Annotated in this window: 26 protein-coding genes and 3 pseudogenes; 17 read left to right on the top strand and 12 right to left on the bottom strand. The window is 35.4% G+C overall.

Annotated features, from left to right (window positions below; all coding sequences use genetic code 11):
- Position 1 precedes the first annotated feature (1 nt).
- From DN392_RS06330 to DN392_RS06305, 6 genes and pseudogenes are all read left to right on the top strand, one after another.
- On the top strand, positions 2–2,095 hold the full coding sequence (locus tag DN392_RS06330) for a phage tail spike protein (protein WP_149237925.1): 2,094 nt from the start codon (positions 2–4) through the stop codon (positions 2,093–2,095).
- The gene (locus tag DN392_RS06325; protein WP_134188530.1) at positions 2,095–2,277 is read left to right on the top strand and encodes a hypothetical protein; all 183 of its coding nucleotides are present in this window, start codon (positions 2,095–2,097) and stop codon (positions 2,275–2,277) included. The genes DN392_RS06330 and DN392_RS06325 overlap by 1 nt, the downstream gene beginning before the upstream one ends.
- A complete protein-coding gene (locus DN392_RS06320; protein ID WP_149237924.1) occupies positions 2,264–2,653 on the top strand; it encodes a hypothetical protein in 390 nt (129 codons plus the stop codon). Before DN392_RS06325 ends, DN392_RS06320 begins: the two co-directional genes overlap by 14 nt.
- Before the next feature lie 626 nt (positions 2,654–3,279).
- Positions 3,280–3,456 (top strand): annotated as a pseudogene (locus DN392_RS31130) (DapH/DapD/GlmU-related protein); the annotation flags it as partial.
- A gap of 317 nt (positions 3,457–3,773) precedes the next feature.
- Positions 3,774–4,001: a BhlA/UviB family holin-like peptide gene (locus DN392_RS06310; RefSeq protein WP_149237922.1), complete on the top strand. Its 228-nt coding sequence runs from the start codon at positions 3,774–3,776 to the stop codon at positions 3,999–4,001.
- Positions 4,001–4,843 carry a GH25 family lysozyme gene (locus DN392_RS06305; protein WP_149237921.1) on the top strand — a complete coding sequence of 281 codons (843 nt, stop codon included), beginning with the start codon at positions 4,001–4,003 and terminating at the stop codon, positions 4,841–4,843. The genes DN392_RS06310 and DN392_RS06305 overlap by 1 nt, the downstream gene beginning before the upstream one ends.
- Before the next feature lie 238 nt (positions 4,844–5,081).
- On the opposite strand, the gene DN392_RS31350 is transcribed toward DN392_RS06305, so the two are convergent.
- The 4 genes from DN392_RS31350 to DN392_RS06290 are packed head-to-tail and all read right to left on the bottom strand — an operon-like array spanning position 5,082 to position 7,129.
- The gene (locus DN392_RS31350; protein WP_149237920.1) at positions 5,082–5,678 is read right to left on the bottom strand and encodes a hypothetical protein; all 597 of its coding nucleotides are present in this window, start codon (positions 5,676–5,678) and stop codon (positions 5,082–5,084) included.
- Between the two features lie 26 nt (positions 5,679–5,704).
- Positions 5,705–6,037, bottom strand: coding sequence for a hypothetical protein (locus tag DN392_RS06295; protein WP_149237919.1), 333 nt, complete (start codon positions 6,035–6,037; stop codon positions 5,705–5,707).
- A gap of 60 nt (positions 6,038–6,097) precedes the next feature.
- On the bottom strand, positions 6,098–6,268 hold the full coding sequence (locus DN392_RS30250; RefSeq protein WP_179955918.1) for a hypothetical protein: 171 nt from the start codon (positions 6,266–6,268) through the stop codon (positions 6,098–6,100).
- Between the two features lie 27 nt (positions 6,269–6,295).
- Complete coding sequence (locus DN392_RS06290) at positions 6,296–7,129, bottom strand: helix-turn-helix domain-containing protein (protein WP_149237918.1); 834 nt, start codon at positions 7,127–7,129, stop codon at positions 6,296–6,298.
- Positions 7,130–7,328: 199 nt separating this feature from the next.
- On the opposite strand from DN392_RS06290, the pseudogene DN392_RS31120 reads away from it, so the two are divergent.
- The 3 genes and pseudogenes from DN392_RS31120 to katB all read left to right on the top strand — a co-directional run.
- Positions 7,329–7,421, top strand: a pseudogene (locus DN392_RS31120) (aspartate--ammonia ligase); the annotation flags it as partial.
- Positions 7,422–7,609: 188 nt separating this feature from the next.
- The gene (gene hemH, locus DN392_RS06280; protein WP_061672203.1) at positions 7,610–8,569 is read left to right on the top strand and encodes a ferrochelatase; all 960 of its coding nucleotides are present in this window, start codon (positions 7,610–7,612) and stop codon (positions 8,567–8,569) included.
- 59 nt (positions 8,570–8,628) lie between these two features.
- On the top strand, positions 8,629–10,095 hold the full coding sequence (gene katB, locus DN392_RS06275; RefSeq protein ID WP_001069188.1) for a catalase KatB: 1,467 nt from the start codon (positions 8,629–8,631) through the stop codon (positions 10,093–10,095).
- A 273-nt stretch (positions 10,096–10,368) separates the two neighbouring features.
- On the opposite strand, the gene DN392_RS06270 is transcribed toward katB, so the two are convergent.
- Positions 10,369–11,601, bottom strand: coding sequence for an ammonium transporter (locus DN392_RS06270; protein ID WP_064449366.1), 1,233 nt, complete (start codon positions 11,599–11,601; stop codon positions 10,369–10,371).
- A 218-nt stretch (positions 11,602–11,819) separates the two neighbouring features.
- On the opposite strand from DN392_RS06270, the gene DN392_RS06260 reads away from it, so the two are divergent.
- Both DN392_RS06260 and DN392_RS06250 read left to right on the top strand, forming a co-directional pair.
- Entirely contained in the window at positions 11,820–13,115 is a 1,296-nt protein-coding gene (locus DN392_RS06260; protein ID WP_064471081.1) for an alpha-amylase family glycosyl hydrolase, read from the top strand.
- Between the two features lie 382 nt (positions 13,116–13,497).
- The gene (locus DN392_RS06250) at positions 13,498–14,385 is read left to right on the top strand and encodes a helix-turn-helix domain-containing protein (protein WP_064449368.1); all 888 of its coding nucleotides are present in this window, start codon (positions 13,498–13,500) and stop codon (positions 14,383–14,385) included.
- A 440-nt stretch (positions 14,386–14,825) separates the two neighbouring features.
- On the opposite strand, the gene DN392_RS06245 is transcribed toward DN392_RS06250, so the two are convergent.
- Complete coding sequence (locus tag DN392_RS06245) at positions 14,826–15,323, bottom strand: YajQ family cyclic di-GMP-binding protein (protein WP_255447877.1); 498 nt, start codon at positions 15,321–15,323, stop codon at positions 14,826–14,828.
- A 291-nt stretch (positions 15,324–15,614) separates the two neighbouring features.
- On the opposite strand from DN392_RS06245, the gene DN392_RS06240 reads away from it, so the two are divergent.
- The 3 genes and pseudogenes from DN392_RS06240 to DN392_RS06220 all read left to right on the top strand — a co-directional run bounded on the left by DN392_RS06240 (position 15,615) and on the right by DN392_RS06220 (position 18,831).
- Positions 15,615–16,469 carry a CvfB family protein gene (locus tag DN392_RS06240; protein WP_000281279.1) on the top strand — a complete coding sequence of 285 codons (855 nt, stop codon included), beginning with the start codon at positions 15,615–15,617 and terminating at the stop codon, positions 16,467–16,469.
- Between the two features lie 337 nt (positions 16,470–16,806).
- Positions 16,807–17,685 (top strand): annotated as a pseudogene (locus DN392_RS30670) (RHS repeat domain-containing protein); the annotation flags it as partial.
- A gap of 882 nt (positions 17,686–18,567) precedes the next feature.
- Positions 18,568–18,831 (top strand): hypothetical protein, encoded by a 264-nt coding sequence (locus DN392_RS06220; RefSeq protein WP_064471077.1) that lies wholly within the window; start codon positions 18,568–18,570, stop codon positions 18,829–18,831.
- Positions 18,832–18,872: 41 nt separating this feature from the next.
- Here DN392_RS06220 and prsA read toward each other — a convergent pair whose 3' ends face one another.
- Positions 18,873–19,730, bottom strand: a complete 858-nt coding sequence (prsA, locus tag DN392_RS06215; protein WP_064449372.1) for a peptidylprolyl isomerase PrsA — start codon at positions 19,728–19,730, stop codon at positions 18,873–18,875.
- A gap of 130 nt (positions 19,731–19,860) precedes the next feature.
- The gene (locus DN392_RS06210; protein WP_001120852.1) at positions 19,861–19,992 is read right to left on the bottom strand and encodes a DUF3941 domain-containing protein; all 132 of its coding nucleotides are present in this window, start codon (positions 19,990–19,992) and stop codon (positions 19,861–19,863) included.
- Between the two features lie 100 nt (positions 19,993–20,092).
- Between DN392_RS06210 and DN392_RS06205 the strand changes: the two genes are divergently transcribed.
- Complete coding sequence (locus tag DN392_RS06205) at positions 20,093–20,950, top strand: YitT family protein (protein ID WP_000364451.1); 858 nt, start codon at positions 20,093–20,095, stop codon at positions 20,948–20,950.
- Between the two features lie 25 nt (positions 20,951–20,975).
- Here the strand turns inward: DN392_RS06205 and DN392_RS06200 are convergent, their stop codons facing one another.
- The 3 genes from DN392_RS06200 to DN392_RS06190 form a co-directional block, all read right to left on the bottom strand.
- Positions 20,976–21,173, bottom strand: coding sequence for a DUF3813 domain-containing protein (locus DN392_RS06200; RefSeq protein WP_000527398.1), 198 nt, complete (start codon positions 21,171–21,173; stop codon positions 20,976–20,978).
- On the bottom strand, positions 21,174–21,314 hold the full coding sequence (locus DN392_RS06195; RefSeq protein WP_000516816.1) for a hypothetical protein: 141 nt from the start codon (positions 21,312–21,314) through the stop codon (positions 21,174–21,176). It abuts the gene before it with no gap.
- Positions 21,315–21,418: 104 nt separating this feature from the next.
- Complete coding sequence (locus tag DN392_RS06190; protein ID WP_001041224.1) at positions 21,419–22,228, bottom strand: Cof-type HAD-IIB family hydrolase; 810 nt, start codon at positions 22,226–22,228, stop codon at positions 21,419–21,421.
- A 492-nt stretch (positions 22,229–22,720) separates the two neighbouring features.
- Here DN392_RS06190 and DN392_RS06185 point away from each other — a divergent pair, with 492 nt between their 5' ends.
- The gene (locus DN392_RS06185) at positions 22,721–22,900 is read left to right on the top strand and encodes a YjzC family protein (protein WP_000531420.1); all 180 of its coding nucleotides are present in this window, start codon (positions 22,721–22,723) and stop codon (positions 22,898–22,900) included.
- A 198-nt stretch (positions 22,901–23,098) separates the two neighbouring features.
- Positions 23,099–25,699: an ATP-dependent chaperone ClpB gene (clpB, locus tag DN392_RS06180; RefSeq protein WP_064449374.1), complete on the top strand. Its 2,601-nt coding sequence runs from the start codon at positions 23,099–23,101 to the stop codon at positions 25,697–25,699.
- Positions 25,700–25,736: 37 nt separating this feature from the next.
- On the opposite strand, the gene DN392_RS06175 is transcribed toward clpB, so the two are convergent.
- The gene (locus DN392_RS06175; protein ID WP_001211110.1) at positions 25,737–25,919 is read right to left on the bottom strand and encodes a YjzD family protein; all 183 of its coding nucleotides are present in this window, start codon (positions 25,917–25,919) and stop codon (positions 25,737–25,739) included.
- Positions 25,920–25,998 lie beyond the last annotated feature (79 nt).

The following is a 25,998-nucleotide window of genomic DNA, read 5'->3' as shown; positions in this document are numbered from 1 at the left end:
AATGTTAAGACTCTACAACAAACAACTGCAGCTCAAGGCTTATCTTGAGAATGCATTTAAAATATCTTATGAGCAGCAGTTCAATTCAATTTGGACGGCTGCTTTTTCTATGCCTTTAGATGATTCGAAAAATGATGAAATAATTGCATTAGATTTCCTTGAGTTATTTGATAATGGTAAGCGAATAGGAATGTTTCGTATTATCCCTAAACAGACTGTGAAGAACGAAAATAATCAAACGATAACATATAAATGTGAGCACGTCTTGGCTACTTTGCTAAGTGACGTGCTTTTTCGTTATCATCAATTATCGAATTATACAACCAGGGAAGTACTTGAATATTTATTAAGTCAACAAGAGACTAAACATTGGCGATTAGGTAAATGTGATTTTGTTAGATATTTTCATTATAGTTGGGAGCACGAAAATACAATATTAGGTCCAATCTTTAGTGTTCCAAAACCATTTGATGAACAACATGCATGGACATGGGATGATTCAATAGAAAACTATCCCTGGACATTAAATTTAGAAAGAGCAAGTACTGAGATTACTGGTGAACTTCGTCATCGCAAAAATTTAAAAGGGATTACAAGGGTAGATGATCCGTTAGGTATTATTACTCGTATTTATCCTATGGGATATGGAGAAGGAGTTAACCAGTTAGACATTACCAAAGTTAATCCAACAGGGAAGCCGTATATAGAAGCGCCGGCACATATTATCGAAAAATATGGTATTGAGAAGGAAATTTGGGTGGATAGACGTTTTGAAAATGCTGATGTTTTATTCAGTTCGGCGCAGGCGGATTTAAACAAAAAATGCAGACCAAAAGTCACGTATTCTGTGGATGCTATCGATTATGAATTAATAGATCCATACAAACTTGAAAAATATGAATCTGGTAAATTGGTACGTATTCATGATGAGGAATTAGGAATTGTGGATGTTCGTTTAATGAAAAAAGGTAAATCTGATGTTACAGTAAATCCACTTGATATGAGTTTGGAAATAGGAGACCCACTTGAAGATTTAGGGACTACACAGGCAGATTTGGAGCGTAGACAAAAGATTAATGAAACGTATTCGCAAGGTGCAACTAATATAGATTCACACGATTATAACGATAATTGCGACCCTGAGAACCCAGCTGTAATTAAGTTCTTTTTACCAGAAGACCTGGTGAATATAAACTCACTTATTTTAACTTATGAAACCGAAGAATTCAGGGCGTATAGTAAAGCAACAAAGGGTGGAGGAGCGATTGTAGAATCTACCTCTGCCGGTGGGGCCGTAGTAAACTCAACAAGCGCTGGTGGTGGAGTTGTAAATTCGACTTCTAGTGGTGGCGGTTCTACGCAAACATCTAGCAGCGGCGGTGGAAGTACACAAACATCCAGTTCAGGTGGCGGCGGTGCATTTACAAGTGAAGCTGGAGGTGGCTCTGTAACATCATCTAGTGGTGGTGGTAATCATCGTCATATGATGTTTGGTTTTCAAACGAAAATCGGTGATAATCCAGCAGGAATGGATTATATGAACTATACCGCAGCAGAAAGTAATGGCGGTGGAGCTATAGGGGTAGCAATTCCGGCAGGAGGTGAAGAAGACCTTTGGACATATACAGCATCCGGAGATCATTCTCATTCAGTTTCTATCCCATCACATAAACATCAGGTTAATATTCCTAACCATTCTCATAGTGTGACTATACCGAATCATACACATAGCGTGTCTATTCCAGATCATACGCATCAAATTAGCATTCCTAACCACACGCATGAGATAAATATACCGAATCACACACATACCATTACTTTGCCAGACCATACACATGATATTCAGCATGGCATTTATAAACTATCAGAGAAACCAGGAAGAGTAACTATTAAGGTTGATGGAAATATAGTCCCTGTGGACTCTATATCAGCGCAGAATATTAATCTTATCCCTTATCTATCTAAAGATGGCGGAGGAAAGATTGAGCGTAACAAATGGCATGAGATAACTATTACGCCTGATAAATTAGGAAGAGTTAATGCCAATATTATTTCACGTTTATTCATTCAATCACGTACAGGAGGAACATTCTAATGAACAAAGCAACAGAAGCATTGATAAAAAAGCTAGTTGGCAATACACCTATTATTATGAATGTAACAATTACTGTTGACGAACCAATTATAGGAGCCGAACAGAAAGGGATTTTCGATAAATGTAATATTAAATACTCAGAGAAATTACAAAAGGAGATGGAACAACATGCAAACAATTGAAATCCATACACAAGGCGGATTAAAGCATACAGTACAAACAGAAGGATATGACGCAGAATCATTGAATACGAAACTAAATGACAATGATTTAATTACAGTATTAATTGGTGATTTTATTATTCAACGAATTGATGTGAAACGTATTATTCCATTAAGTATTTCTAATGTGGAAGGTACTAAAAAAGTAGAAGTTCATACGAACGGTGGAAAGGTAATTGAGATTACGACAAACGATTATGACCCAATCTTTTTAAATGAACAATTGAACAATAGTAATACTATTACCGTTGTAATTGGTGAGTATATTTTTTCACGAATCGATGTGAAGCAAATCGTTCCTGTAAAAGATGAGTCTAAGGAACAGAACGACCAATAAAATAAGGAACAGTAGAAGAATTTTTTTAATGTAATAAATAAAAATTTTAATTTAAATACCTTACATTTTATATAAATAGGATTCTCTCTAATGTATAATTATTTCTAAAGAGAAGAAGTGCAGAAGGAGAGAAAAGATTGAATATCGCAAATTTATTTAAACATCCAGGAATACCTTTCGCTAGTTTGTCATGTTCTTTTAAGTACAAACCCAAATTAGTTCATAAATTTCCTATAAGAGCGGCATGGGGGACCAAGATGAAAAAAGACAAAACGGCAAAAATTCATGTGAATGGACGATTAACATTAGGTCTTTTTTCGACAAGAGTGGGGGAAATTGGACAAATTAATTTAGATAAAACTGTTGTACAATTGGGTGAGCATAGTGTACTCGAGACAAAAGGCGGGAATGTTCATTTAGGCCCAGGAGTTCGTACAATTGTTGGTCCAAACGCAAAATTATCTATAGGTACCAATTCTTTCATTTCCTCTAATAGTCTAATTATCTGTAAAGAGTTCATAGAAATCGGTGATAATTGTGCTATTTCATGGGATGTGCAAATTATGGATACAGATTTTCATTCATTTGTAGAGGATGGCGAAAGTAATATATCAACAAAACCTATAAAAATCGGCAATGATGTATGGATAGGTAGCCGCGTTACAATTTTAAAGGGAATCACAATCGGTGATGGTGCAGTAATTGGCGCCGGATCAGTTGTTACAAAAGATGTCCCTTCAAAAACGGTGGTAGCAGGTAACCCTGCACGTATAGTAAAAGAAAATATAGAATGGAAAATTTAATCCTCATTAACGAAAAGGAGCGGAAATTCGCTTCTTTTTTGTTTGAAAAGAGAATTAGTGTGAAATTCACACAGAATTAACATGAACTTAACATTGAATATTTACTATATATTATAAGTCAGCACATATAGGAGGATACTATGGAAACGGAAGGTAACATCATTAAAGGGATTCGATATGGTGGTGCGATATCTATAGGCTTCTGGGTTCTACTTTATTGTTTATTAAAAATGTTAATTCTTCAATAAGGATTTCATAACAAAACAAAGCGTGCTCACAGCAGGCTTTTTTTATTGCTAAAAAGGAGATGGATAACAGTGGAAGATGCAATTTTTAATTCAATGATGCAACAAGGAGCATTCGCAGCGTTATTCGTGTGGATGCTTTTTACTACTCAAAAAAAGAATGAACAACGTGAAGAACAGTATCAAGCAGTTATTCAAAAAAACCAAGAAGTTATTGAAGAACAGGCAAAAGCTTTTGGATCTATTTCTAAAGACGTAACAGAAATTAAACAAAAACTTTTTGAAGGAGACGATAAATAATGGGACACATTGTAGATATTTCAAAATGGAACGGTAATATTAACTGGCCAGTTGCAAAGCAATACATTGATTTCATCATCGCTCGTGTGCAAGATGGTTCAAATTATGTAGATCCATTATATAAAGGATATGTACAAGCAATGAAGCAGCATAACATTCCTTTTGGCAATTATGCGTTCTGTAGGTTTGTATCGATTAATGATGCAAAGAAAGAAGCACAAGACTTCTGGAATCGTGGTGACAAGAGTGCTACGGTTTGGGTGGCTGATGTAGAAGTAAAAACAATGGACGACATGAGAGCGGGTACACAGGCGTTTATCGATGAGTTATACAGTTTAGGTGCTAAGAAAGTCGGTTTATATGTTGGACATCATATGTACGCTCCATTTGGAATGGCAAATGTAAAAGCTGACTTTGTATGGATTCCTCGTTATGGCGATAATAAGCCAGCTTATCCATGTGATATTTGGCAATACACAGAAACAGGTCATGTGGAGGGGATTGGTAAGTGTGACTTGAATTGCTTAGTTGGGAATAAGGGGTTAGAGTGGTTTACCGGAGTAGAGAAAATAATGGCAGCTAGTCAATATGATTCTAGTTGGTTTACCAAACAAGACGGTGTATTTACTTTAGATAGAACAATCCATTTACGTGATAAACCAAGGGACGGAAATATCATTGCTACGCTTAATAAAGGTGATAATGTAACATATGATGCGTACGGTTATGAAAAAGACGGTTATGTGTGGATACGTCAACCGCGTTCAAACGGATATGGTTACATTGCAACAGGTGAAACTTCAAGCGAAAAACGTGTTAGTAGTTGGGGTTCATTTAAATAAAAAGGGCCGGCTCTTAATTGAGTCGGCTTTTTTCGTTTTAACCAATATTTTCTTGATAAATTTTCCAAAAGAACGTTATTATCATATAAGAGTGATTATCCTTTGGGATGTACCGTGTATAAAAATAAAAATTGGAGGATCGAATACGAAATTAGCTGTAATCGGTGAATAAGAAAAGGCACTTATAAAAGTACCTTGAATGAATTTTAGAGGCAAGCATATTTATTTTTGAAAATTATCAGCGAACTAATTTGAATCCGCCACCTGAATATTGAATAATTCTAGCATTGAGTAAACGATTAAACATTTCTAATTCATCCAACAGATTTACAAAGTGCTGGGCAGAATCCTGGAATTTACCACCATATAATTGATCATCTAACCATTGACGGAAATAATGTAAGTCCTCTTCACTTCGATTAATAAGATATCTAATAATGTCATCTTTTTCAAGGTTATTACTTGTTTCAATTGTTGATATACTCCTTGGGGCATTTATACTTCCAATTATATTAAACCGAATAACGGGTATATTATTTTCACTCCAAATGGTCACTTGTCCAGGATTAAATGTTGTATATCTCTTACCATCGATATAAATATAGCCAAATACTATATCAACTCTTTCGTAATACCATTCGCATTCGTAGGGAATATCAGGGATACCACTTTCTGTTAAACGAAAAATTCCTTTTCGTTCATTTTCTGCTTGTCTTGGAGAAATGGTTCGTTGTTTTTGATATTCTGCTTGTTGATGCGTATTCAATCCACGGTTCTCAGTTTTAACAGGAGTATATTTTTCAGCACGTTTTAAGAATTCATTATATCTACTCATTTGGCAATCCCCTTTAATGATTTTTATTACAAATCAGATATCTTTCTAACTTGTTTTTCCTTCTTCTTAAAATTCTTCTTGTATTGTTTGAAATCTTCTTTATCCACATAAAATTTCTCGCCTGTAGCTACATTTTTTACTAATCGTGTTTTCATGAAAAAGAATTTTGTATAATAGTAAACTAAAAATGCCACTAAAGAAAAAGTGAAGGTTGGAATAAATAGAATAACCGCAACGATTATTAACGCAACATCTACAGACGAATATATTGGCTTTAGTACTAGACGTTTCCCCGCTGCAGCTTGAGCTTGTTCTAGTTGTTGCATGCGTTGTAGCGATGCTACAGTATCATAACTCATGAAATAACCTCCTGATATATAATAACAACATCATTATATCAAACATTGGAGATATTGGTATTATTTATCAATGTTTGGTTCGAATTTATGTTTGCCTTCCACAAATATTTCATAGGTCATTTTGATACAAAAGTCTATAACTTCCTGATCATCGTGCATCAGTGTAACGCCTGGTACCTTATTGTTTTGAAAATCCTTAATCGCTTGTATCATTTCTTGATTCGTTTTCATCATACATTCCCCGTTTCTAAATTTTTATTATGCACCCATAAACTCTTTATCAAAGTAGAACTTGTCCATTAAGTTATTTACAATCCCGTTGAAATAAGCGAATTTACCCTTCTTCATTTTTGCTCCGGATTTAATTTTCATAACAAACTCTTTAATAGCTTTCAAGCCAATTGTAAGCTCCTGGTCCTTATCAAATGCTTTATCACCCGTAGAGAAGTTTGTAACTTTATTGCACTGTCTTACAACCTTCCACAGTTCTTGAATTGTTTTAGATTCACTGTAAAAAGAGCTAACTAAAGAAATAAAACGTTGTGGTACCCAGTGAGCAACAAAATCAGCTTCTTTAATGTTTTCCTTAGGTGTATTGCTATTCTCATTACTATTACGTTTGTTTATATCTTTTATATTTTGTTTTAAGGAAACAGGGGTTGTTTTAATGGTAGGACACTTTGTAGGACTTTTTGTATCTACCTTGTTGGACACTTCTTCCACAATTGGTTGAATAATAATAGCGTTAGAAGTTTGTAACATATCTTTTGTGCGCTTCATTGCTACTTGTTTAACCATCTCTAGATCCACAAGCTTCTTCATTAAACGTTGTACAGTTTTATATGAAACTTCCATTTTTTCAGCTATTCTATTTTTACATAGGAAACTAACACCTACATATTTGCAACTGTGGCGCTTTAAAATTTCAAGTAATGTAATTAGTTTAGATTGTACGTCAGTACGTTTAATAGACATACGGATAGTGTCTCTGTATGCACGTATAGTTTGATTTAGTTCTTCTATTTCTTTAAATGTAGAAAGATTGTGGAAGGATTCTTTAGTTGCTATAACATCGATACGTTTCTTTTTCATAATATGAGCTCCTTTGTATAAACAAAAAAGCAACAGAATGCCAGGTGTAAGCAAACTGTTGCTATGGAGCCCTTACGTACTGTAAAATAGTCCGTAAGAGTACAGCAAGTGTTTGCCTAGTTAGAGTAGGCGGACGGTATATAGAGTGTTGGTCGCACTTTATATACACGCTGTGCTCTTTTGTTGTAGTTATATAGTGTTCGGTCAATTAATGACTGGTCCGCAGCTTTTAGCTCATTTAGCGCAAATTCATGTTTGGTTTAAAGAGTATGGGGTAAATATTAAAGAATAGAAGAAAAGCGACTTGCATAAAAGTAAGTCGCTTTTCTATTAAATAAATTGTCAAATAAAATTCAAAATCATATTAGAAATAATACTTATTTAGAATAATTATTTTGACATACTTATTATTAGTTGTTATAATTGGAAACAAATGTTCTTGAAAAAGATTCTCATTTATAAAATTGAGGTGTTATATAGATGACAAAGAAAAAAATAGGTTTACTCGTAATGGCGTATGGAACGCCAGAATCATTAGATGATGTAGAAGCGTACTATACACATATTCGCCACGGGCATAAACCTTCAGAAGAGGCACTCCAAGACTTAATCAGACGCTATAAAGCGATTGGCGGAATTTCACCACTTGCAAAAATTACGAAAGAGCAAACGCATAAATTAACAGATTCTATGAATAATATATTTACAGAGTATGAATTTACTTGTTACTTAGGCTTAAAACATATTGCTCCATTTATAGAAGATGCAGTAGAAGAGATGAAGCGCGATGGAATTGAGCAAGCGATTAGTATCGTATTAGCACCGCACTATTCTACATTTAGCATTAAAGCGTATAATGATCGTGCTATTCGTCTTTCAAAAGAAATCGGTGGTCCTGTTATTGAACCGATTGAACAATGGTACGATGAACCGAAGTTTATTTCGTATTGGGCAGAGCAACTAAAAGAAACATTTACAAAGATTGAAGATAAAGAGAAAGCAGTCGTAATTTTTTCAGCACATAGTTTGCCAGAGAAAATTATTGCAGCAGGGGACCCTTATGTGGAGCAATTGCAGCATACGGCAGATTTAATTGCGAAGGCTGCCGATATTCGAAACTATACAACGGGGTGGCAAAGTGCTGGAAATACGCCTGACCCATGGATTGGTCCGGATGTGCAAGATTTAACGAGAGATTTATTTGAAAAGCATGGTTATGAATCTTTCGTATACTGTCCGGTTGGGTTTGTAGCAGAGCATTTAGAAGTTTTATATGACAATGATCACGAATGTAAAGTTGTAACTGATGAATTAAACGTGGCATATTTTAGACCGAATATGCCAAATTCACAATCTGTATTTATCGATTGCTTAGCTGAAATTGTTTCCAAAAAAATGAAGGAAATAGTTGACAAGAATTTAGTTTTGAATAATAATTAGTTTATAATAATTTTAAATAAATAATAATTATCATGAAAGAAAGAGGAGGATCCCCCTAGATGAATCCAAATAATCGCTTAACAACAAACCAAGGTGCTCCAGTTGGAGACAACCAAAATTCTCGTACAGCTGGTCGCCGTGGACCGGTATTATTAGAAGACTATCATTTAGTAGAAAAACTTGCGCACTTTGATCGTGAACGTATTCCAGAGCGTGTTGTGCATGCACGTGGTGCAGGTGCTCACGGTGTGTTCGTAACGAAAAACAGCATGAAGCAATATACGAAGGCAGCATTTTTACAAAATGAAGGAACTGAAACGCCTGTATTTGTTCGTTTCTCAACGGTTATTCATGGTCAAGGTTCTCCGGAAACAGCTCGTGATCCACGTGGGTTCGCTGTTAAATTTTATACAGAAGAAGGAAATTACGATATCGTAGGTAACCACTTACCAGTCTTCTTCATTCGTGATGCAATTAAATTCCCTGATATGGTGCATTCTTTAAAACCAGCACCTGATACAAATGTTCAAACACCAGATCGTTACTGGGATTTCATGACGTTAAGTCCGGAATCTACACATATGATGACGTGGGTATTTTCTGATTACGGTACACCAGCAAGCTATCGTGAAATGGAAGGTTTCGGTGTCCATTCATTTAAATGGATTAATGCAGAAGGTAAAATCGTCTACATTAAATATCACTGGAAACCACAGCAAAGTGTACGTAACTTAAGTGCAAAAGAGGTGCAAGAAGTACAAGGAAAAGACTTCAACCATGCAACTCGTGACTTGTTCGATGCAATCGAAAAAGGAAATTATCCGAAGTGGGATTTACACGTGCAAGTGATGCAACTAGATGAAACGGATTCTTTAGACTTTGATCCACTAGACCCAACGAAAGTATGGCCAGAAGATCGCTTCCCGTTAATTGAAGTAGGGACGATGACGTTAAATCGTAACCCGAAAAACTTCTTCGCTGAAGTAGAACAAGTGGCGTTCTCTCCAAGTGCAACTGTAAATGGTATTGAACCATCTGAAGATAAATTATTACAAGGTCGTTTATTCTCTTATCCAGATACACAGCGTTACCGTCTTGGTGCGAACTACTTACAAATTCCTGTAAACTGCCCGTACGCAGCTGTTCATAATCAACAACGTGATGGTGCGATGCAAATCAATCAAAACCCATCTACAATTAACTATGAACCTAGTCGTCATACTGAAAATCCAGTTGAAGACCCGACTTACCGCGATTCAACTATGAAAGTAGAAGGCTATGTATCTCGTGAAAAAATTGACAAACCAAATGATTTCAAACAAGCAGGTGAGCGTTACCGTTCATTCTCTAAAGAAGAGCAAGACAATTTAATTGCAAACTTAACAAATGACTTAAAAGACGTAAATGAGCGCACGAAATTACTAGCTATTTGTAACTTCTTCCGTGCAGATCATGATTACGGAATGCGTTTAGCGCAAGCTTTAAATGTTGATATTACGCAATATGTGGGAAATGCTCCGAAATAAATAGAAAAAGACGACCGGGTTTCGGTCGTCTTTTTATGTGTAAAATAAGCTTTACACGGGGTGTTTTTCATTTTCGTCATGTCGGAATTTGTTGGTAAATCGATATTCTGTGTCGAAATGTCGATATAATGAAAGAATCGCTGATATATTTAAAAAATCGTCGATATATCCGAATAATCGTTGATATATTCATGAATATACCAACTAGGGTATACCACTGACAGTATAATAAAAAGAGATGCAATCTACTACTAATAGATTGCATCTCTTTTTTTAATTCACTCGCTCAGTATACTCATAAGCCTTCTCACCGTGCATCGAAATATCAAGTCCCATATGTTCTTCGTGCTCATCTACCCGAACAGGGAGGAAGTAGTTGATCGCTTTAATAATGGCGTATGTCATTAAAATTGTGAATGCATATGTTGCTCCGATTGCGACAAGTTGTTTAAATAGTAAAGCTGCGTTTCCGTAAAATAATCCGTTAGCGCCATCAGCATTTACAGTAGTAGTTGCAAAGAGTCCTGTTGCAATACCGCCCCAAGTTCCGCCGATACCGTGGCATCCGAATGCATCAAGTGTATCGTCGTATCCGAATTTTGTTTTTAAGAAAAAGACTGCTCCGAAGCATAATACGCCGCCAATTGCTCCGATAAGAAGGGCGGAGAAAGGTGTAACGAACCCGCAAGCTGGTGTAATAGCGACTAGACCAGAAACTACACCACAAGCAGCCCCCATTGCAGTCGGTTTTGATTGGAAGAACCATTCTGAAAGCATCCAAGTTAATGCAGAGGCAGCAGCGGCTATATTTGTATTAATAAATGCAGTTAAAGCTACGTCGTTTAAAGATAATGCACTTCCGACGTTAAAACCGAACCAGCCGAACCATAGTAAGCCTGCGCCTAACATTGTGAATGGTAAATGGTGAGGAGAAGTACCGTTTATGTTTTTTCGTTTTCCAAGGAAAATAGCTAATACAAGGCCGGCGACCCCAGATGTAATATGAACGACATTACCGCCAGCGAAGTCTAACGCGCCGAGTTCTCTTAGCCATCCGCCAACGCCCCATACCCAATGAGCGACAGGATTGTAAACGATTGTTGTCCATAGAAGGATGAAAATAAGGAAAGCAGAAAATCGCATTCTTTCGGCGAATGCACCTGAAATTAAAGCGGGAGTTAAAATGGCGAACATGAGTTGGAACATCATAAATAAATTGTGAGGAATAGTAGATGAGTAGTCTGGATTTGGTGCGTAGGTAACTCCGTTTAAACCGAACCAATCGAGTGTACCGATAAGTCCGTGCCAATCTGGTCCGAATGATAAAGAATAGCCGATCACAATCCACTGAATCGAAACGATAGCCATCGCACTATAACTATGCATTGTCGTGCTGAGTACGTTTTTACTGCGAACCATGCCCCCATAAAAAAGTGCCAATCCTGGTGTCATTAACATGACCATTACTGTCGTTACAAACATAAAAACCGTATCTCCTGTATTCATTCTCTCTCCTCCTATTATGTTAGAAAAAATAACATCGATTTGTTATGTTTCATATCATATTCGAAATGAAATGAAAAATCAACTAAAAATTCAGAAAACTTTATACTTCATGTTAGAAAATCTAACATGAAGTATTTTGAGGGAATGAAATCAACGTATGTGATTCGCCCTAAAAATTGGTATAATATTCTTACGATTAAAAAACATGGGGGATGCGTGTGAGGAAAATACGGACTAGGAAACTATTTATTTGTTTTTGTTTAGCTGTCGTTTTGTTTGTGCCAATACATACGTTTGCAGATGAAAAAAGAGAGTGGCGAGACGAAGTCATATATTCCATTATGATTGATCGCTTCAATAATGGAGAACCGAAAAATGACAAACAGTTAGAAGTTGGCAATTTAGAAGGATATCAGGGCGGAGATATAAGAGGGATTATAAAAAGACTGGATTACATAAAAGAAATGGGCTTTACCGCTGTTATGCTTTCTCCGCTTTTTGAAAGTGGAAAGTATGATGGGGTAGACGTGCGTAATTTTCAAAAGGTAAATGAACATTTCGGAACAGGAAATGATGTGAAAGAACTTGTACATGAAGCGCACGCAAAAGGAATGAAAGTTGTACTTCAATTTCCACTTGGGGAAAACGAAAAGCAAGTCATCGACGCGATGAAATGGTGGATCAAAGAAGTCGATTTAGATGGAAGTTATGTAATACATAGTGAAAAAAAGCCGCGTTCTTTCTGGAATGACGTGCAAAAAGATATGCAAGTGATAAAGAAAGATTTTCGTGTTATAACAAAAGAAGATAGTGAATATAACGAAAAAATAGTAGAATCGTTTTCCAAAGCGGATGTATCGGTGAAACCTTTATATGATGTGAGTAAAAAAGAAGGGGAATCCATTACATTTTTAGATAATCAAGATACAAAAAGATTTGCCCGTATTGCAAAAGAGAATATGAATTATCCACCATCTCGTTTGAAACTAGCTCTTACATATTTATTAACATCACCTGGTATTCCGAATTTTTATTACGGGACTGAAATTGCATTAGATGGAGGGGATACCCCGGATAATAGACGATTAATGGATTTCAAATCAGATGAAAAATTTGTGCAGCACATAACGAAACTCGGTGAGCTTAGACAAGCGAGACCATCTTTACGCCATGGAACGTTTGAGCTTTTATACGATAAAGATGGAATGAGTGTACTGAAACGAAAGTATAAAGATGAAGTAACATTAGTAGCGATTAATAATACGAAAGAAACACAAAAAGTTGCTTTACCTGTAAGTGCAATTGGCGAAAAACAAGAGTTACGAGGATTGTTAGAAGATGAAATTATAAGAGAAGAAAACGGAAAGTTTTATCTTATTTTAAAGCGCGAAGAATCAAATGTGTATAAAATTAGCGGAGAAACAGGTGTGAATTGGTTATTTATCTCCTTAATAGTCGGTGTGAACGTATTATTTATTGCGTTTTTAATTGCGGTTAAAAAGAGACGGAAATGAGTAACGGATGTGTTGTTCTTAATAAGTACGAAAACTCCTCTAATGAGAGGGGGCAGGCTAAGGAGAAGACTATCTCCCTAGCCTGTTTTTGTGTGAGAACCGATAAAAAAAGAGAAGAAGTTCCTTATGATGGATATGTATTAGTCTCTATAGAAGGATTAGTTTCGCTAAATCATTTTCTTCTTATGAGTGAGGTGACAGTTCGTTTTCATTGTATTCTACTATTTTTGTAAAGGAAGACTCTTGCCTCAAAATGCAGCTGAACAAAGAAGTGAAAAGACCGATAGAAGAAACAATAATTGCAACTATATTGATTTTACATTACATTAAAGGATGAAAAAATATTCTGATACTCATTGAGGGCTATATTTGGGGAGGAAAAATGGGATTTTACGATTTGGGTATTACCATTAAAGAACTTAGAATGAAAAAGAATATATCACAATCCGAATTGTGTCATGGAATATGTTCGCAAAGTCAAATTAGCAAAATAGAAAAAGGTATGATTTATCCATCTAGTATATTGTTATATCAGTTATCTGAAAGACTTGGTATTGATCCAAATAATATTTTCGCACTAACGCAAAATAAAAAACTAAAATATGTAGAAAATGTAAAATATGTAATGAGAGATTGTACAAAGCAAAAACAATATAATGAACTTTACGAAATAGTGAAACAAGAGAAAAACGAAAATAATTTCCAGTTAAAAGAAGATAAACAATTTCTAATATGGCATGAAGCCATTGCTATATTTCATGTAAATAAATCAATAAAAACTGCTTTAAATCTTTTAAATAGTGCACTAAAACTAACTGTAACGAATGTTGATTTTTTATCAGAAAGAGAAATAGATATTATGCAGTCGATGGCTATATTTCATTGGGCAAATAAAGAGTATGAAAAGAGTATTACTATATTAAGAAGGTGTTTAGCTAATTTTAATAAGTTAGATTTTCCTAGAGATAAAGAGATTAAATTAAAAATCATTTTTAATTTAGCGAAAATTTTAGGTCTTGCCAATCAACATGAAGAGGCAATAAAATACAATGATATGGGTATTAAATTAGCTATTAATCTAAATACTTTATATTTATTAGGTGAATTATATTATGGGAAAGCTTGGAACTTGCTAAAGCTAGAACAATATAATGAAGAAGATGTGGCTGACAACATGAAAAAAGCATTATTTATCTTTGAACTAACAGAAAAAGAAAATCTAATAAAAATGGTTAAAGAAAAATATTTTGAAAAACAAAATAAAAAATGATTCATAATTTCTGATGAATATCTTATTAATTTCTATAAAAAAAGGCACCTTACGGTGTCTTTTTTATAACTTATATCATCAATTATTACATTTTATAGGTTTCTTATACCAAGCTTTGTTGATGTATTTACACTTCGCAGGTGTTGAAGTTTTAGGTGTATCCTCGGGTGTAGTTATATTATTAGAACACCCTGCAATATATAGACAGAATGTAGTTAATAAAAAACATAGTATTAATTTCTTCAAATAACCACTTCTAACTCTTGTTTAATTAACATTTTTTCATAAAATAAATTCCTTACTAATTTTACATTACATGAAAGGGTGGAAAATATTCTTATACTCATAATTTGTTACATTTGAGTGGGGAGGGAGGTTTTTGCGCCGATTATTAAAAGGACCTTCTTCATTTATGCATAATAATTAAATACTCATTCTAACTATCCGATTGCTCGTAATCTTAGACTTTGTAATATTTTCTCTACCGCTACTGCGAACTGCTGGATAACTGCTTGTAAGTCATCACGGCTTTTCGCTGTAACACGTACTTGGTCATCTTGTACTTGTGTTTTTACTTTTAATTTCATTTCTTTAATGATGTTGTTAATTTTTTTCGCGTTATCTTTATCGATACCTTGTTGAAGTGTTGCGCGTTGGCGAACAGTGTTACCAGTCGCAGCTTCAACTTTTCCGTAATCCAAGTTTTTAATTGGAACGTTACGTTTTACAAGTTTAGAAATTAGAACGTCTTTTACTTGGTCTAATTTGAACTCATCGTCAGAAGTTAAAACTAGTACTTCTTTTTCTAATTTAATATCACTTTTACTTCCTTTAAAGTCATATCGGTTTTGGATTTCCTTTAATGCGATGTTAATTGCGTTTGTTACTTCAGGTAATTCTACTTTCGAAACGATGTCAAAAGAACTATCTTTTGCCATAGTTAGCACCTCCAAATAAATTTCTATCTTTTCATGCACCTAAATAGGCTATGTAATATACATATTAAAGTATAGCGGAAAATACATCGATTAGATAGAGTGTTGCAACTTAAGTGTTTTGACGGATCATCTGTAGGGTAATATAGTCCTATAGATAAAGTCTTTATTTAATTATAGTGAATTTTGGGCAGTTGGACAAATAAAGGAAAAATCGTGTTATAATTAACTTTTGTTTGGAATGATAAAAAATATAAAAAAGTTAATTATATATATAGAAGGGAATTAAAAAATATGTATTTACAATTAGGATCGATTGAACAGGTAACTGTTTTACGCGAAACGGAAATCGGCTATATGGTTGGGAATGAAGAAGAAGAAATCTTCTTACATAAAAACGAATTAGTTGGAGAAATTGCAGAAGGCGATACGATTGATGTATTCTTATACCTTGATCACCAAAATCGTATTTCAGCAACAATGAAGGAGCCGCTTATTACAACTTTTGATTGGAACTGGGTAAAGGTTGTAGAAGTTATTCCTAGTTTAGGTGTGTTTGTTAATATTGGTGTATCAAAAGATATACTAATCCCAGCTGATGAGTTCCCGATTTATATGCCAGTATGGCCAGAGGTTGGAGACGAATTATATTGTACGTTAAAATTAACGAATCGTGATCGCCTTATCGCTCTTCCGGCAAGAGACAGTGATATGCAAGAAATTATCGTAGATGCGACGCCATCTATGCGTAATAAAAACGTCAATGGACGTGTGTATCGTTCACTTCAAGTTGGTTCATTCATACTAACTGATGAGCATTTCCGTGCTTTCTTACACCATACTGAAAGAAAAGAACAAGTCCGCATCGGTGAACGTGTAACAGGTCGTATTATTGACGTGAAAGATGATGGTACAATTAATATTTCACTTCTTCCTCGTAAAGAAGAAGGAATGGAAGATGATGCTGCAGTACTTTATGCATATATGGAAGAACGAGGCGGAGCGATGCCGTTTTGGGATAAGAGCAACCCAGAAGACATTAAAGAACGTTTCAATATGAGTAAGGCTGCATTTAAGCGTGCACTTGGTAAGTTGATGAAAGAAGAGAAGGTTTACCAAGAAGAAGGTTGGACTTACTTTAAGAAATAAAGTGAATGAAAAAAGAACTATTTTTTCTCTAAATTTTTAAGAGAAGAGATAGTTCTTTTTTATTATAAAGTAGATAAAAAGTAAATAAGGTGTAATAAAACGTTTAATCTACAAATATTTTACTGTATTTATAAGGAAAAAGGAATATAAAATGGTAAATTGTCGGAAAATATACATTTTTGAAAAAACGTTACGATATTGTCGTTTTTATGTTGAAGCCCCTTAGAAAATTCTTTAAATTGTTAATTGTAAGAATAAAACCGATGCGAATTAGGGGTGAATGTATGGAAAAGAAGCAAGTTAAGAAAAAGTGGTATAGGTACTTCATATAGCTTATGGTAGTTGCATTAATTGTTACTTCTATACCGATGAATGGACTGGCGGAAACGGCACCGCCGTTTACAACAAAGACGGTGTCCGCCTAGCAATGAAAATCCAAGATCAATCGGTATACTACCACTATAACCCGCGCGGTGACGTAATAGCAATGACCGACAAGGACGGACAAATAGTCGCAAGCTATGAATATGATGCATGGGGGAACGTCCTAAAGAGCGAAGCGAAAGGTATCGCAGCAGATAATCCATTTGGATATGCAGGATACATGTATGATAAAGAGATTGGTATGTATTACTTAATTGCGAGATACTATAATCCAGACCATGGTGTGTTCTTGTCGGTGGATCCTGATCCAGGTGATGAAGATGATCCAGTAACGCAGAATGGGTATACGTATGGTGATAATAATCCGGTGATGATGGTGGATCCGGATGGGCATTGGGCATATCGGCCTTGGGGGACGACACCAATGCCATATTATAATAATCGTACAGCGTATGCACATTTTAAGGGAGTTAAGTCTGGAGTAATTGCGGTAAGAAATAGTTATGCAGGATTTGTTGGGTTTGGAAATGTAGCGAATAAGGTATTAACTTTTGGTGCAGGTACAATTTATGGATGGAAAACATCTAAAAATAAATCGAAAAACCAAATTGCAAACTTATCTCCCGGACAGCGTGTTGCCAAACAGCAAATAATAAAAAATGCAGCGAAATCAGCTGCTAAAGGAGCATTGTTTGCTGGTAGTAAAGCTGTTGGCGTGATAGGAATGATTCCGGATGCGGTGACTTTTGTAGATGGATATTATAAAGGGTATAAAAAAGGATATAAAGATTATGAGCCGAAAAAAATTAATTCTAAGAAAAGAAGGAGATAGATTAATAAAATGGAGACGACACATACAATGATTAGTATATATAATGTTGTTTTTATTGTAGCATTATTGGTGATTATGTTGAAAAGGAAAAACTATCTGGCTACAATAGTATTAGTAGTAAGTCTCATATATACAATTCTAGTAAGTTTTACTTCATATATGTCGTTCTTGGGTTACGCAATTAACACGATAATTGTAATTTTTCTAGGGATTAGTTTCATCTTAGCTGGTATTTTTGAAAAAGAAAAGTAAAGCCGATTCGGTGTATCTCAAAATCTAAACAAATAGTTTGATTTTTGGATACACTTTTTTATTTTAAATAACGCATTCCTTCTATCTATTATGGTGACAGTAGGAAAGTTAAGGTCAATTAGCTGAAGATTAGATGTCTATAGGTTTTGAGAAGAGATTCATGAGGGGTGATATAGTGACTGAATTCGATGAACGACTAATATGGATGTATGGAATCATAGTAATGGCCTTTTTCGGAGTAAAGTTTATTGGGCTTATTATTAGGAGTAAGGTGTATTCATTAGCTATGTTTTTAATTCCATTTGCTGTTCTCTATGCATTGTATTTTACGCCTCTATCATCAATTTCTATACTGGTCCGTCTATTGATATTTGGATTATCTTTTTTAATAGTGTCCGTTATATTCTATTTCATTGAGGTCAAATGATGGGTATTAATAGATTCGGGGTTAAATGAAAGATATTAGTTGTAGTCTACTTGACCTTAATTTTTTTGTCTAGTTCAGTGTAGTAGGTTCATAGACAAAGTAAGTGTAATGAAATGTTTTAATAGTTTCTGATGAATTTTGCACACTTTTAGTTACAAGAGATCAAGAGAGAATAGATGAGATATTGAAAGGAAGGTACGAGAGTGCAAGATAATGTACTAGAACAATTAATAAACCGGCTTTCAGTATTATCCCCAGAAAAAGAACGTGAAATAGCAGCGGTTGATTTACATGATATATATGAGAGCACTGAAAAATTCGAGCGATTGCTTGAAAATATTATGAACTCGCAGCAGTCTAAAGAAGACTTAATAGATACGTTAATTGAAGTGGAGGTAGAATTAGATCATATCAATTGGCATTATAAAAGCTTAAAGAAAAAGTTGAAAGTATTGATGAAAGATTAAAAAAGCACAGTCTTATCTTTTTAAATAAGACCATGCTTTTTTTAGTTTCCCTGCTCAAATATAAGAGAAAATGTATCGTTTAATTCACTATCATTTATTTTAATATTTGCTTTTTTTAATTCCTTTTGTATTAACTTGTGACTGAATGTAGGATCGGCAATACGTTCTGCTTCTAAGTTTTTACGAATAGAGTCTTTCACTTCATCATAAGGCTTTAAATCTTTTTTATCAGTTAATTTAATAATGTGATAGCCGTTTGGTGATTTAACGGGATTGCTAATTTGTCCGACTTTTAGTTTGTAGGCAGCTGTTTCAAATTCAGGCGCCATTCTGCCTGAATTGAAGTATCCAAGGTCTCCACCTTTATCTTTTGATAGTAGATCTTGTGATTCTTGTTTTGCTAATTCTTCAAATGAAGCGCCAGCATCTAATTTTTTCTTTATTTCTTTCGCTTCATTTTCGTCACTTACTAAAATATGACTCGCTTTAATTTCTGGTTTATAGTGGTCTTTCACGTCTTTTTCTGTAACACTTTTCTTAATTGCTTCATTCATAGCAAGTTTGAACTTAATTTGATTTTTGAAATCAGCTTCATCTTTTAAACGATTGTTTTCTAGTACAGCTGTGAATTGATCGCCGTATTGCTTTTTCGCTTTTTGTACTTCTTTATCTACATCATCGTCAGATACTTTATATTTTTTCGTGATAACGTCTTGTGCCATCATTTCGTATAGCATGTCTTTTCCGTAACGATCTTTCAACTGTTTTTCGAAGTCGCTCTTCTTAATGGTTGAGTCTGTTGCTGTAGCGACTGTAGCTGAGCTGTTTTTTTGTCCACAAGCAGCTAGCATTAATATACTTATTAGTGCAGTAATAATGAAAATGTATTTCCCTCTCATGCCAACACCTCATCCGAATATGTTATCGCTATTGTAGAATATAGAAGTGAACATGAAGTGAATTTTTAATGTTTTTTCCCTGTAAAATGTAAAAAAAGTACATCAACAATATTGTTGATGTACGATGGAATCAAAGGTGATCGGTCTTTTTAGAATAGGAACGCTTACCTTGCTGAATATTTTTTTGTTCTTGCTCATTTTTTTGTGTACGCTTTGCATTATTATCGCGTGCTTTTTTGTCGTTATCACTCGTATGTGGCATATGTATCAACTCCATTTCTAAACGTTGTACGTTTATCATTTCCTTTTTCGTAAAGACTATGTATAGCAGTGCATTCATGAATAATAAAGGTGGATTCGAAATGGATTTGAAGTTGAATTATACCGAACTTATAAAGAAGTTAATCGTTGTAATCGTCGCAGGTTTGTTAAACGCGATTGGAATGAATTTATTTTTAACGCCAGCGAAAGTGTACGCGAGTGGCTTTGCTGGATTGTCCCAATTGTTATCGCAAATATTAGGTGACTTTTTATCTATTCACATATCAACGGGGGTATTGTTTAGTTTGTTTAATATTCCCGTCGTTATTTTAGCATGGAAAAAGGTTGGAAAGGCCTTTACTTTCTTTAGTTTTCTTTGCGTCATATTTATGACTTTGTTTCTAGAAATTATCCCGGTTAGAGCAGTTTCGAACGATATTATATTAAATGCGATTTTTGGTGGGATTATTTCGGCGATTGGGGTAGGGATTGCGTTGAAGTGGGGGGCTTCTACAGGTGGTTTAGATATAATCGCCATGATTTTATCAAAGATTAAAGATAAGCCTGTCGGTACGTATTTTTTCTTCTTTAATGCACTGATCATTATTGCGGCTGGCTATGTGTATGGATGGGAAAAAGCATTATATACTTTGGTGACTTTGTATGTGTCAACGCGAATTATCGATGCGATTCATACGCGTCATGTGAAAATTACAGCACTAATCGTTACGAAGAATGGGGCAGATGTACGAAAGGCGATTCATTCTCGCTTAGTGAGGGGGATTACAACTATACCAGCAACAGGCGCTTATACAAATGAAAATAAGGAAATGTTAATGATTGTTATTACGCGTTATGAGTTATATGAATTAGAAAGGGTTATTAGGCAAGTGGACCCAGGTGCATTTACAAACGTATTACAGACGGTTGGGGTGTTTGGCTTGTTTCGAAAAGATTAAAGAGGACCAAAGCTGGTCCTCTTTTTTAATGTAAATTCGTAATGTTTTGTAACTGCTCTTGCATTTCGCGTAGCTGAACTTTTTCAGCTGTTGAAGAGTTTGCATAAGCAGAGTGCAAAGCGTTTTTTGCCCTATATACGAGATCTTGTTGCTCAGTACCGCTTGAACAAGATACGGCATTTGCAACGGCATCTCTAGCTTGTTGGAATAGTAAGTTCCCCATTTAAACCCCTCCAAAAGAAGAGTTACTTCTCGCTTTTTCTGCCTCAGCTAATGTACCTCTGTACGGGAATCTTGCATCATGCTTCATAACAGCATCGGCTCCTTGTTGGATAAAACGTTTTGATTTGTTCTTTTTACCCATTCGAAAAACCCCCTTTATTTAGCTGAAAACAATCGACGCGATAATCCGGCGTCTAATAATAGTATGAGCGTTTGGCGAGAAACTATAAGCAGGGAATTTTTAGATTATAATCCAAGAACCTCTTCTAAATATAGCGCAATACCATCTTCTTCATTCGTTAATGTCGTATGATTTGCGAGTGATTTTAATTCAGGAATTGCATTACCCATTGCGATGCCATGACCAGCAAATTCAATCATTTCAAAGTCGTTATCTTCATCACCGAAAGCGATAATTCGCTCTTGTGGAATGTTGTAATGACTAGAAATTTTTTGTAATCCGACAGCTTTATTTAACCCGTTTTTTACGATTTCAATAATCGGCCAAGGTGCGCCCCATTTTCTATGGTCGATTACTTCAGCATGCATATCAGTTAAATGTTGACGAATTGCACTGGAATGCTCGTCATGTGCGTCAATTAATAAGCAGGTTGGATGATCGTTTAAAATATTTAATAAGTCTCCTGTAAAAATATTTGGAGAACCGAATTCGAAAATATGTTTTTTATCTTCATCAATTTCACGAACATACACATCGTCCATTACTTCAGCGTATATATTTTTCACACCAAAATCAAAGCAAGCTCGGACAATTTCTTGGGCTGTTGCTAGCTCAAGAGGAGAGTGATGTGTTCCCCACTTTGAATCAAGAGGATGATGTACGTAAGCGCCATTAAAGTTTACGATTGGTGTGTTAAGACCAAGTTCTTTATAGTAATCAAAACTAGCACGGAATGGACGTCCTGTTGAAATAACGACAATATGTCCTTGTTCCTTTGCTTTTGCAATTGTATGTTTTGTTCGAGTGGAAATTATTTTGTTGTCTGTTAATAAAGTGCCGTCTAAGTCTAATGCGATTAAATGCTGTTTATTCATAATTTCACCTCTTATAATAATTTTTTTGTTTCTATCTATATTTCCGTTTTTAATATGCAGAAATAAGAGGTTAAACTGGGTGAGAACACCAAAGATGGAAAGTTCACTATATATCCATCTTACGTCGCAAAGTGCTGTGGTGTCTACTATTTCTCGCTGGAAATTAAGAAAAGTCAACAACTTTTTAGAAAGTTCAAACAATGTTTCTTTCATTATGTACAAATTGTGAAAAGGGTTACATTGCTCGTGTGATGAGGCTTATAATGAACATGTAATCTTCTCGTATATGTTTGACTCTCCTTTGAAGCTGGCCTATAGTAGGTTGGTTTCTTTTTTTTCTACAAATAGGAAAGAAATCCCTTCCTAAGCTTGTATCATTCATGTATATGTACAAGAACGAAATGTAGTACTTGTTTCCTAAACATGACAGAAAAGCTTTCTTTTAAAATGGATATACTAATGAGGAAAAGACGTCATGGAAGGAGAATGGAAATGGGACAAAATCGCAGGTTTCGTTCTGGACAAAAAGCGCCAAACGATGGCATTTACGTAGAAATTGGTGAAACAGGAAGTATGGTAAAAGATCCGCAAATGGTGAAATTAACTGCGGGTGAAAAGTTTCCAGATAACGCGAATCATAACCGTCAGTGGACATATAAAAGAAAACCGTAACAGGAGCCGCAATCATTATTGCGGCTTTTTTGTCGTTATGCATTGCGTATATTTTTCAGTTGTATAATGAATGTTCCCTTTTTCTTTTTCCAATAATAAGTTTGAAAATACATAAGCAAAATTATTGTATAAAAAAGTCAGTTGGCGTATAATCAAATTAAAGGTCAAAGAAAGTCAAACATTTGGAGGACTGTAAAGATGGACTTAAATCAAATGACAACAAAAACACAAGAGGCGATTATGAGTGCCCAATCTTTAGCGGTATCTCATCATCATCAAGAAGTAGATACTGTTCATCTCTTGTTTACATTATTAGAAGAGCAAGATGGGTTAGCAGTGCGTATTTTTCAAAAAATGAATGTCGATATAGAAGCGTTAAAGCAAGGCGTCGAAAGTTTAATTAAGAAAAAACCTTCTGTAACGGGAAGCGGTGCAGAAGTAGGAAAATTATATATAACAGGTGCTCTGCAACAACTACTTGTAAGAGCAGGAAAAGAAGCAGAGAAATTGCAAGATGACTACATTTCAGTTGAACATGTATTGCTTGCTTTTTCAGAAGAAAAAGGCGATATAAATCAATTACTTACAAGATTTCACATTACAAAAGATAACTTATTACAGTCTTTAATGACAGTTCGGGGGAATCAAAGAGTGACTAGTCAAAATCCAGAAGCAACTTATGAAGCGTTAGAAAAATATGGTCGTGATTTAGTGGCGGAAGTGAGAGCAGGGAAAATTGATCCTGTTATCGGTCGCGATAGTGAAATTCGACGTGTAATCCGCATTCTTTCACGTAAAACGAAAAACAACCCGGTTTTAATTGGTGAACCCGGTGTTGGTAAAACAGCAATCGTTGAAGGATTAGCACAGCGTATTGTGAAGAAGGATGTACCAGAAGGATTAAAAGATAGAACAATCTTCGCATTAGATATGAGTGCGCTTGTAGCTGGAGCGAAATTCCGTGGTGAGTTTGAAGAGCGTCTGCAAGCTGTATTAAATGAAATTAAAAAGAGTGAAGGTCGCATTTTATTATTCATTGATGAACTTCACACAATCGTCGGCGCTGGTAAAACAGAAGGTGCGATGGACGCAGGAAATATGTTAAAACCGATGCTTGCGCGTGGTGAACTGCATTGTATCGGGGCGACAACGTTAGATGAGTATCGTAAATATATTGAGAAAGATCCAGCGCTAGAAAGACGTTTCCAACAAGTATTAGCAGAAGAACCAACTGTTGAAGATACAATTTCCATTTTACGTGGTTTAAAAGAGCGCTTTGAAATTTATCATGGTGTAAATATTCATGACCGCGCGATTGTAGCAGCATCCGTTTTATCAGATCGATATATTTCGGATCGTTTCTTACCAGATAAAGCGATTGATCTTGTTGACGAAGCGTGCGCAACGATTCGAACAGAGATTGATTCTATGCCGACAGAATTAGATGAAGTAACGCGCCGCATTATGCAGCTGGAAATTGAAGAAGCGGCTCTTGGAAAAGAGAAGGACTTTGGTAGCCAAGAACGCCTGAAAACGTTGCAACGTGAATTATCGGATTTAAAAGAAGTTGCAAGTGGTATGAGAGCGAAATGGGAGAAAGAAAAAGAAGACATTCATAAAGTGCGTGACTTACGTGAACATTTAGAGCGCTTGCGCCGTGAGTTAGAAGAAGCAGAAGGAAATTACGATTTAAATAAAGCAGCTGAACTTCGTCACGGGAAAATTCCAGCTATCGAAAAAGAGTTAAAAGAAGCGGAAGAAATGGGTGCACATAATAAACAAGAGAATCGCTTATTACGTGAGGAAGTAAGTGAAGAAGAGATTGCTGATATTGTTTCACGCTGGACTGGTATTCCTGTCGCAAAACTCGTTGAAGGTGAACGCGAGAAATTACTACGCTTAGAGCAAATTTTATCAGAGCGTGTCATCGGACAAGAGGAAGCGGTAAGCTTAGTATCAGACGCAGTTCTTCGTGCACGCGCTGGTATTAAAGACCCGAACCGTCCAATTGGTTCCTTCATCTTTTTAGGACCGACAGGTGTTGGTAAAACAGAACTTGCAAAAACGTTAGCACAGTCTTTATTCGATAGTGAAGAGCAAATGATTCGTATCGACATGTCTGAGTATATGGAGAAACACGCTGTGTCACGCTTAATTGGTGCGCCTCCTGGATATGTTGGGTATGAAGAGGGCGGTCAATTAACAGAAGCGGTAAGACGTAAACCGTATTCAGTTATTTTGTTAGACGAAATCGAAAAAGCACATCCAGAAGTATTTAACATTTTATTACAAATGTTAGATGATGGACGCATTACAGATTCTCAAGGACGTACAGTAGACTTTAAAAACACGGTTATTATTATGACTTCAAATATTGGATCTGCTCATTTGTTAGATGGATTAGAAGCAGATGGCTCAATTAAAGAGGAATCAAGAGAACTTGTAATGGGGCAATTAAGAGGACATTTCCGACCAGAGTTTTTAAACCGTGTCGATGAAATTATTTTATTCAAACCTCTTACAACGAATGAAATTAAAGGTATTGTTGATAAAATTGTAAAAGAATTACAAGGGCGTTTAGCTGACCGTCATATTACAGTAGAATTAACAGACGCAGCGAGAGAATTTGTTGTAGAAGCTGGCTTTGATCCGATGTACGGAGCTCGTCCATTAAAACGATATGTACAGCGTCAAGTTGAGACGAAATTAGCGAGAGAATTAATTGCAGGAACAATTACTGATAACAATCACGTAGTTGTTGATGTAGAAAATAACGAATTAGTCGTTCATGTAAAGTAAAATAAAAAAGAGTTCGGATAAAATCCGGACTCTTTTTTTAGTGTTGTTCTACTGGCTCGTTTGGAATTGTAGCTGAAATTGCTAGTACAAATACCGCAAGAACAACTGAGAAAATAGACGCTTGGTTAAAATCGTATGTACCGCCAGTCATAGAGCCGATTACGTAGCTCATCATATGTACAAGCGCGAACGACCAAATTAATGCCCAAATGAAACGCATATTTTACACCTCTATTCGTTCAATCTGTCCTTATTGTAACACAATTGAAAAAAGAATATAGAAAAATATTTGTAGATTT

Source organism: Bacillus sp. BB51/4, from assembly GCF_008368845.1.
Taxonomy (GTDB): domain Bacteria; phylum Bacillota; class Bacilli; order Bacillales; family Bacillaceae_G; genus Bacillus_A; species Bacillus_A wiedmannii.
The sequence above is the reverse complement of the archived record's forward strand: the minus strand, read 5'-3'. Positions and strand labels throughout refer to the sequence as shown.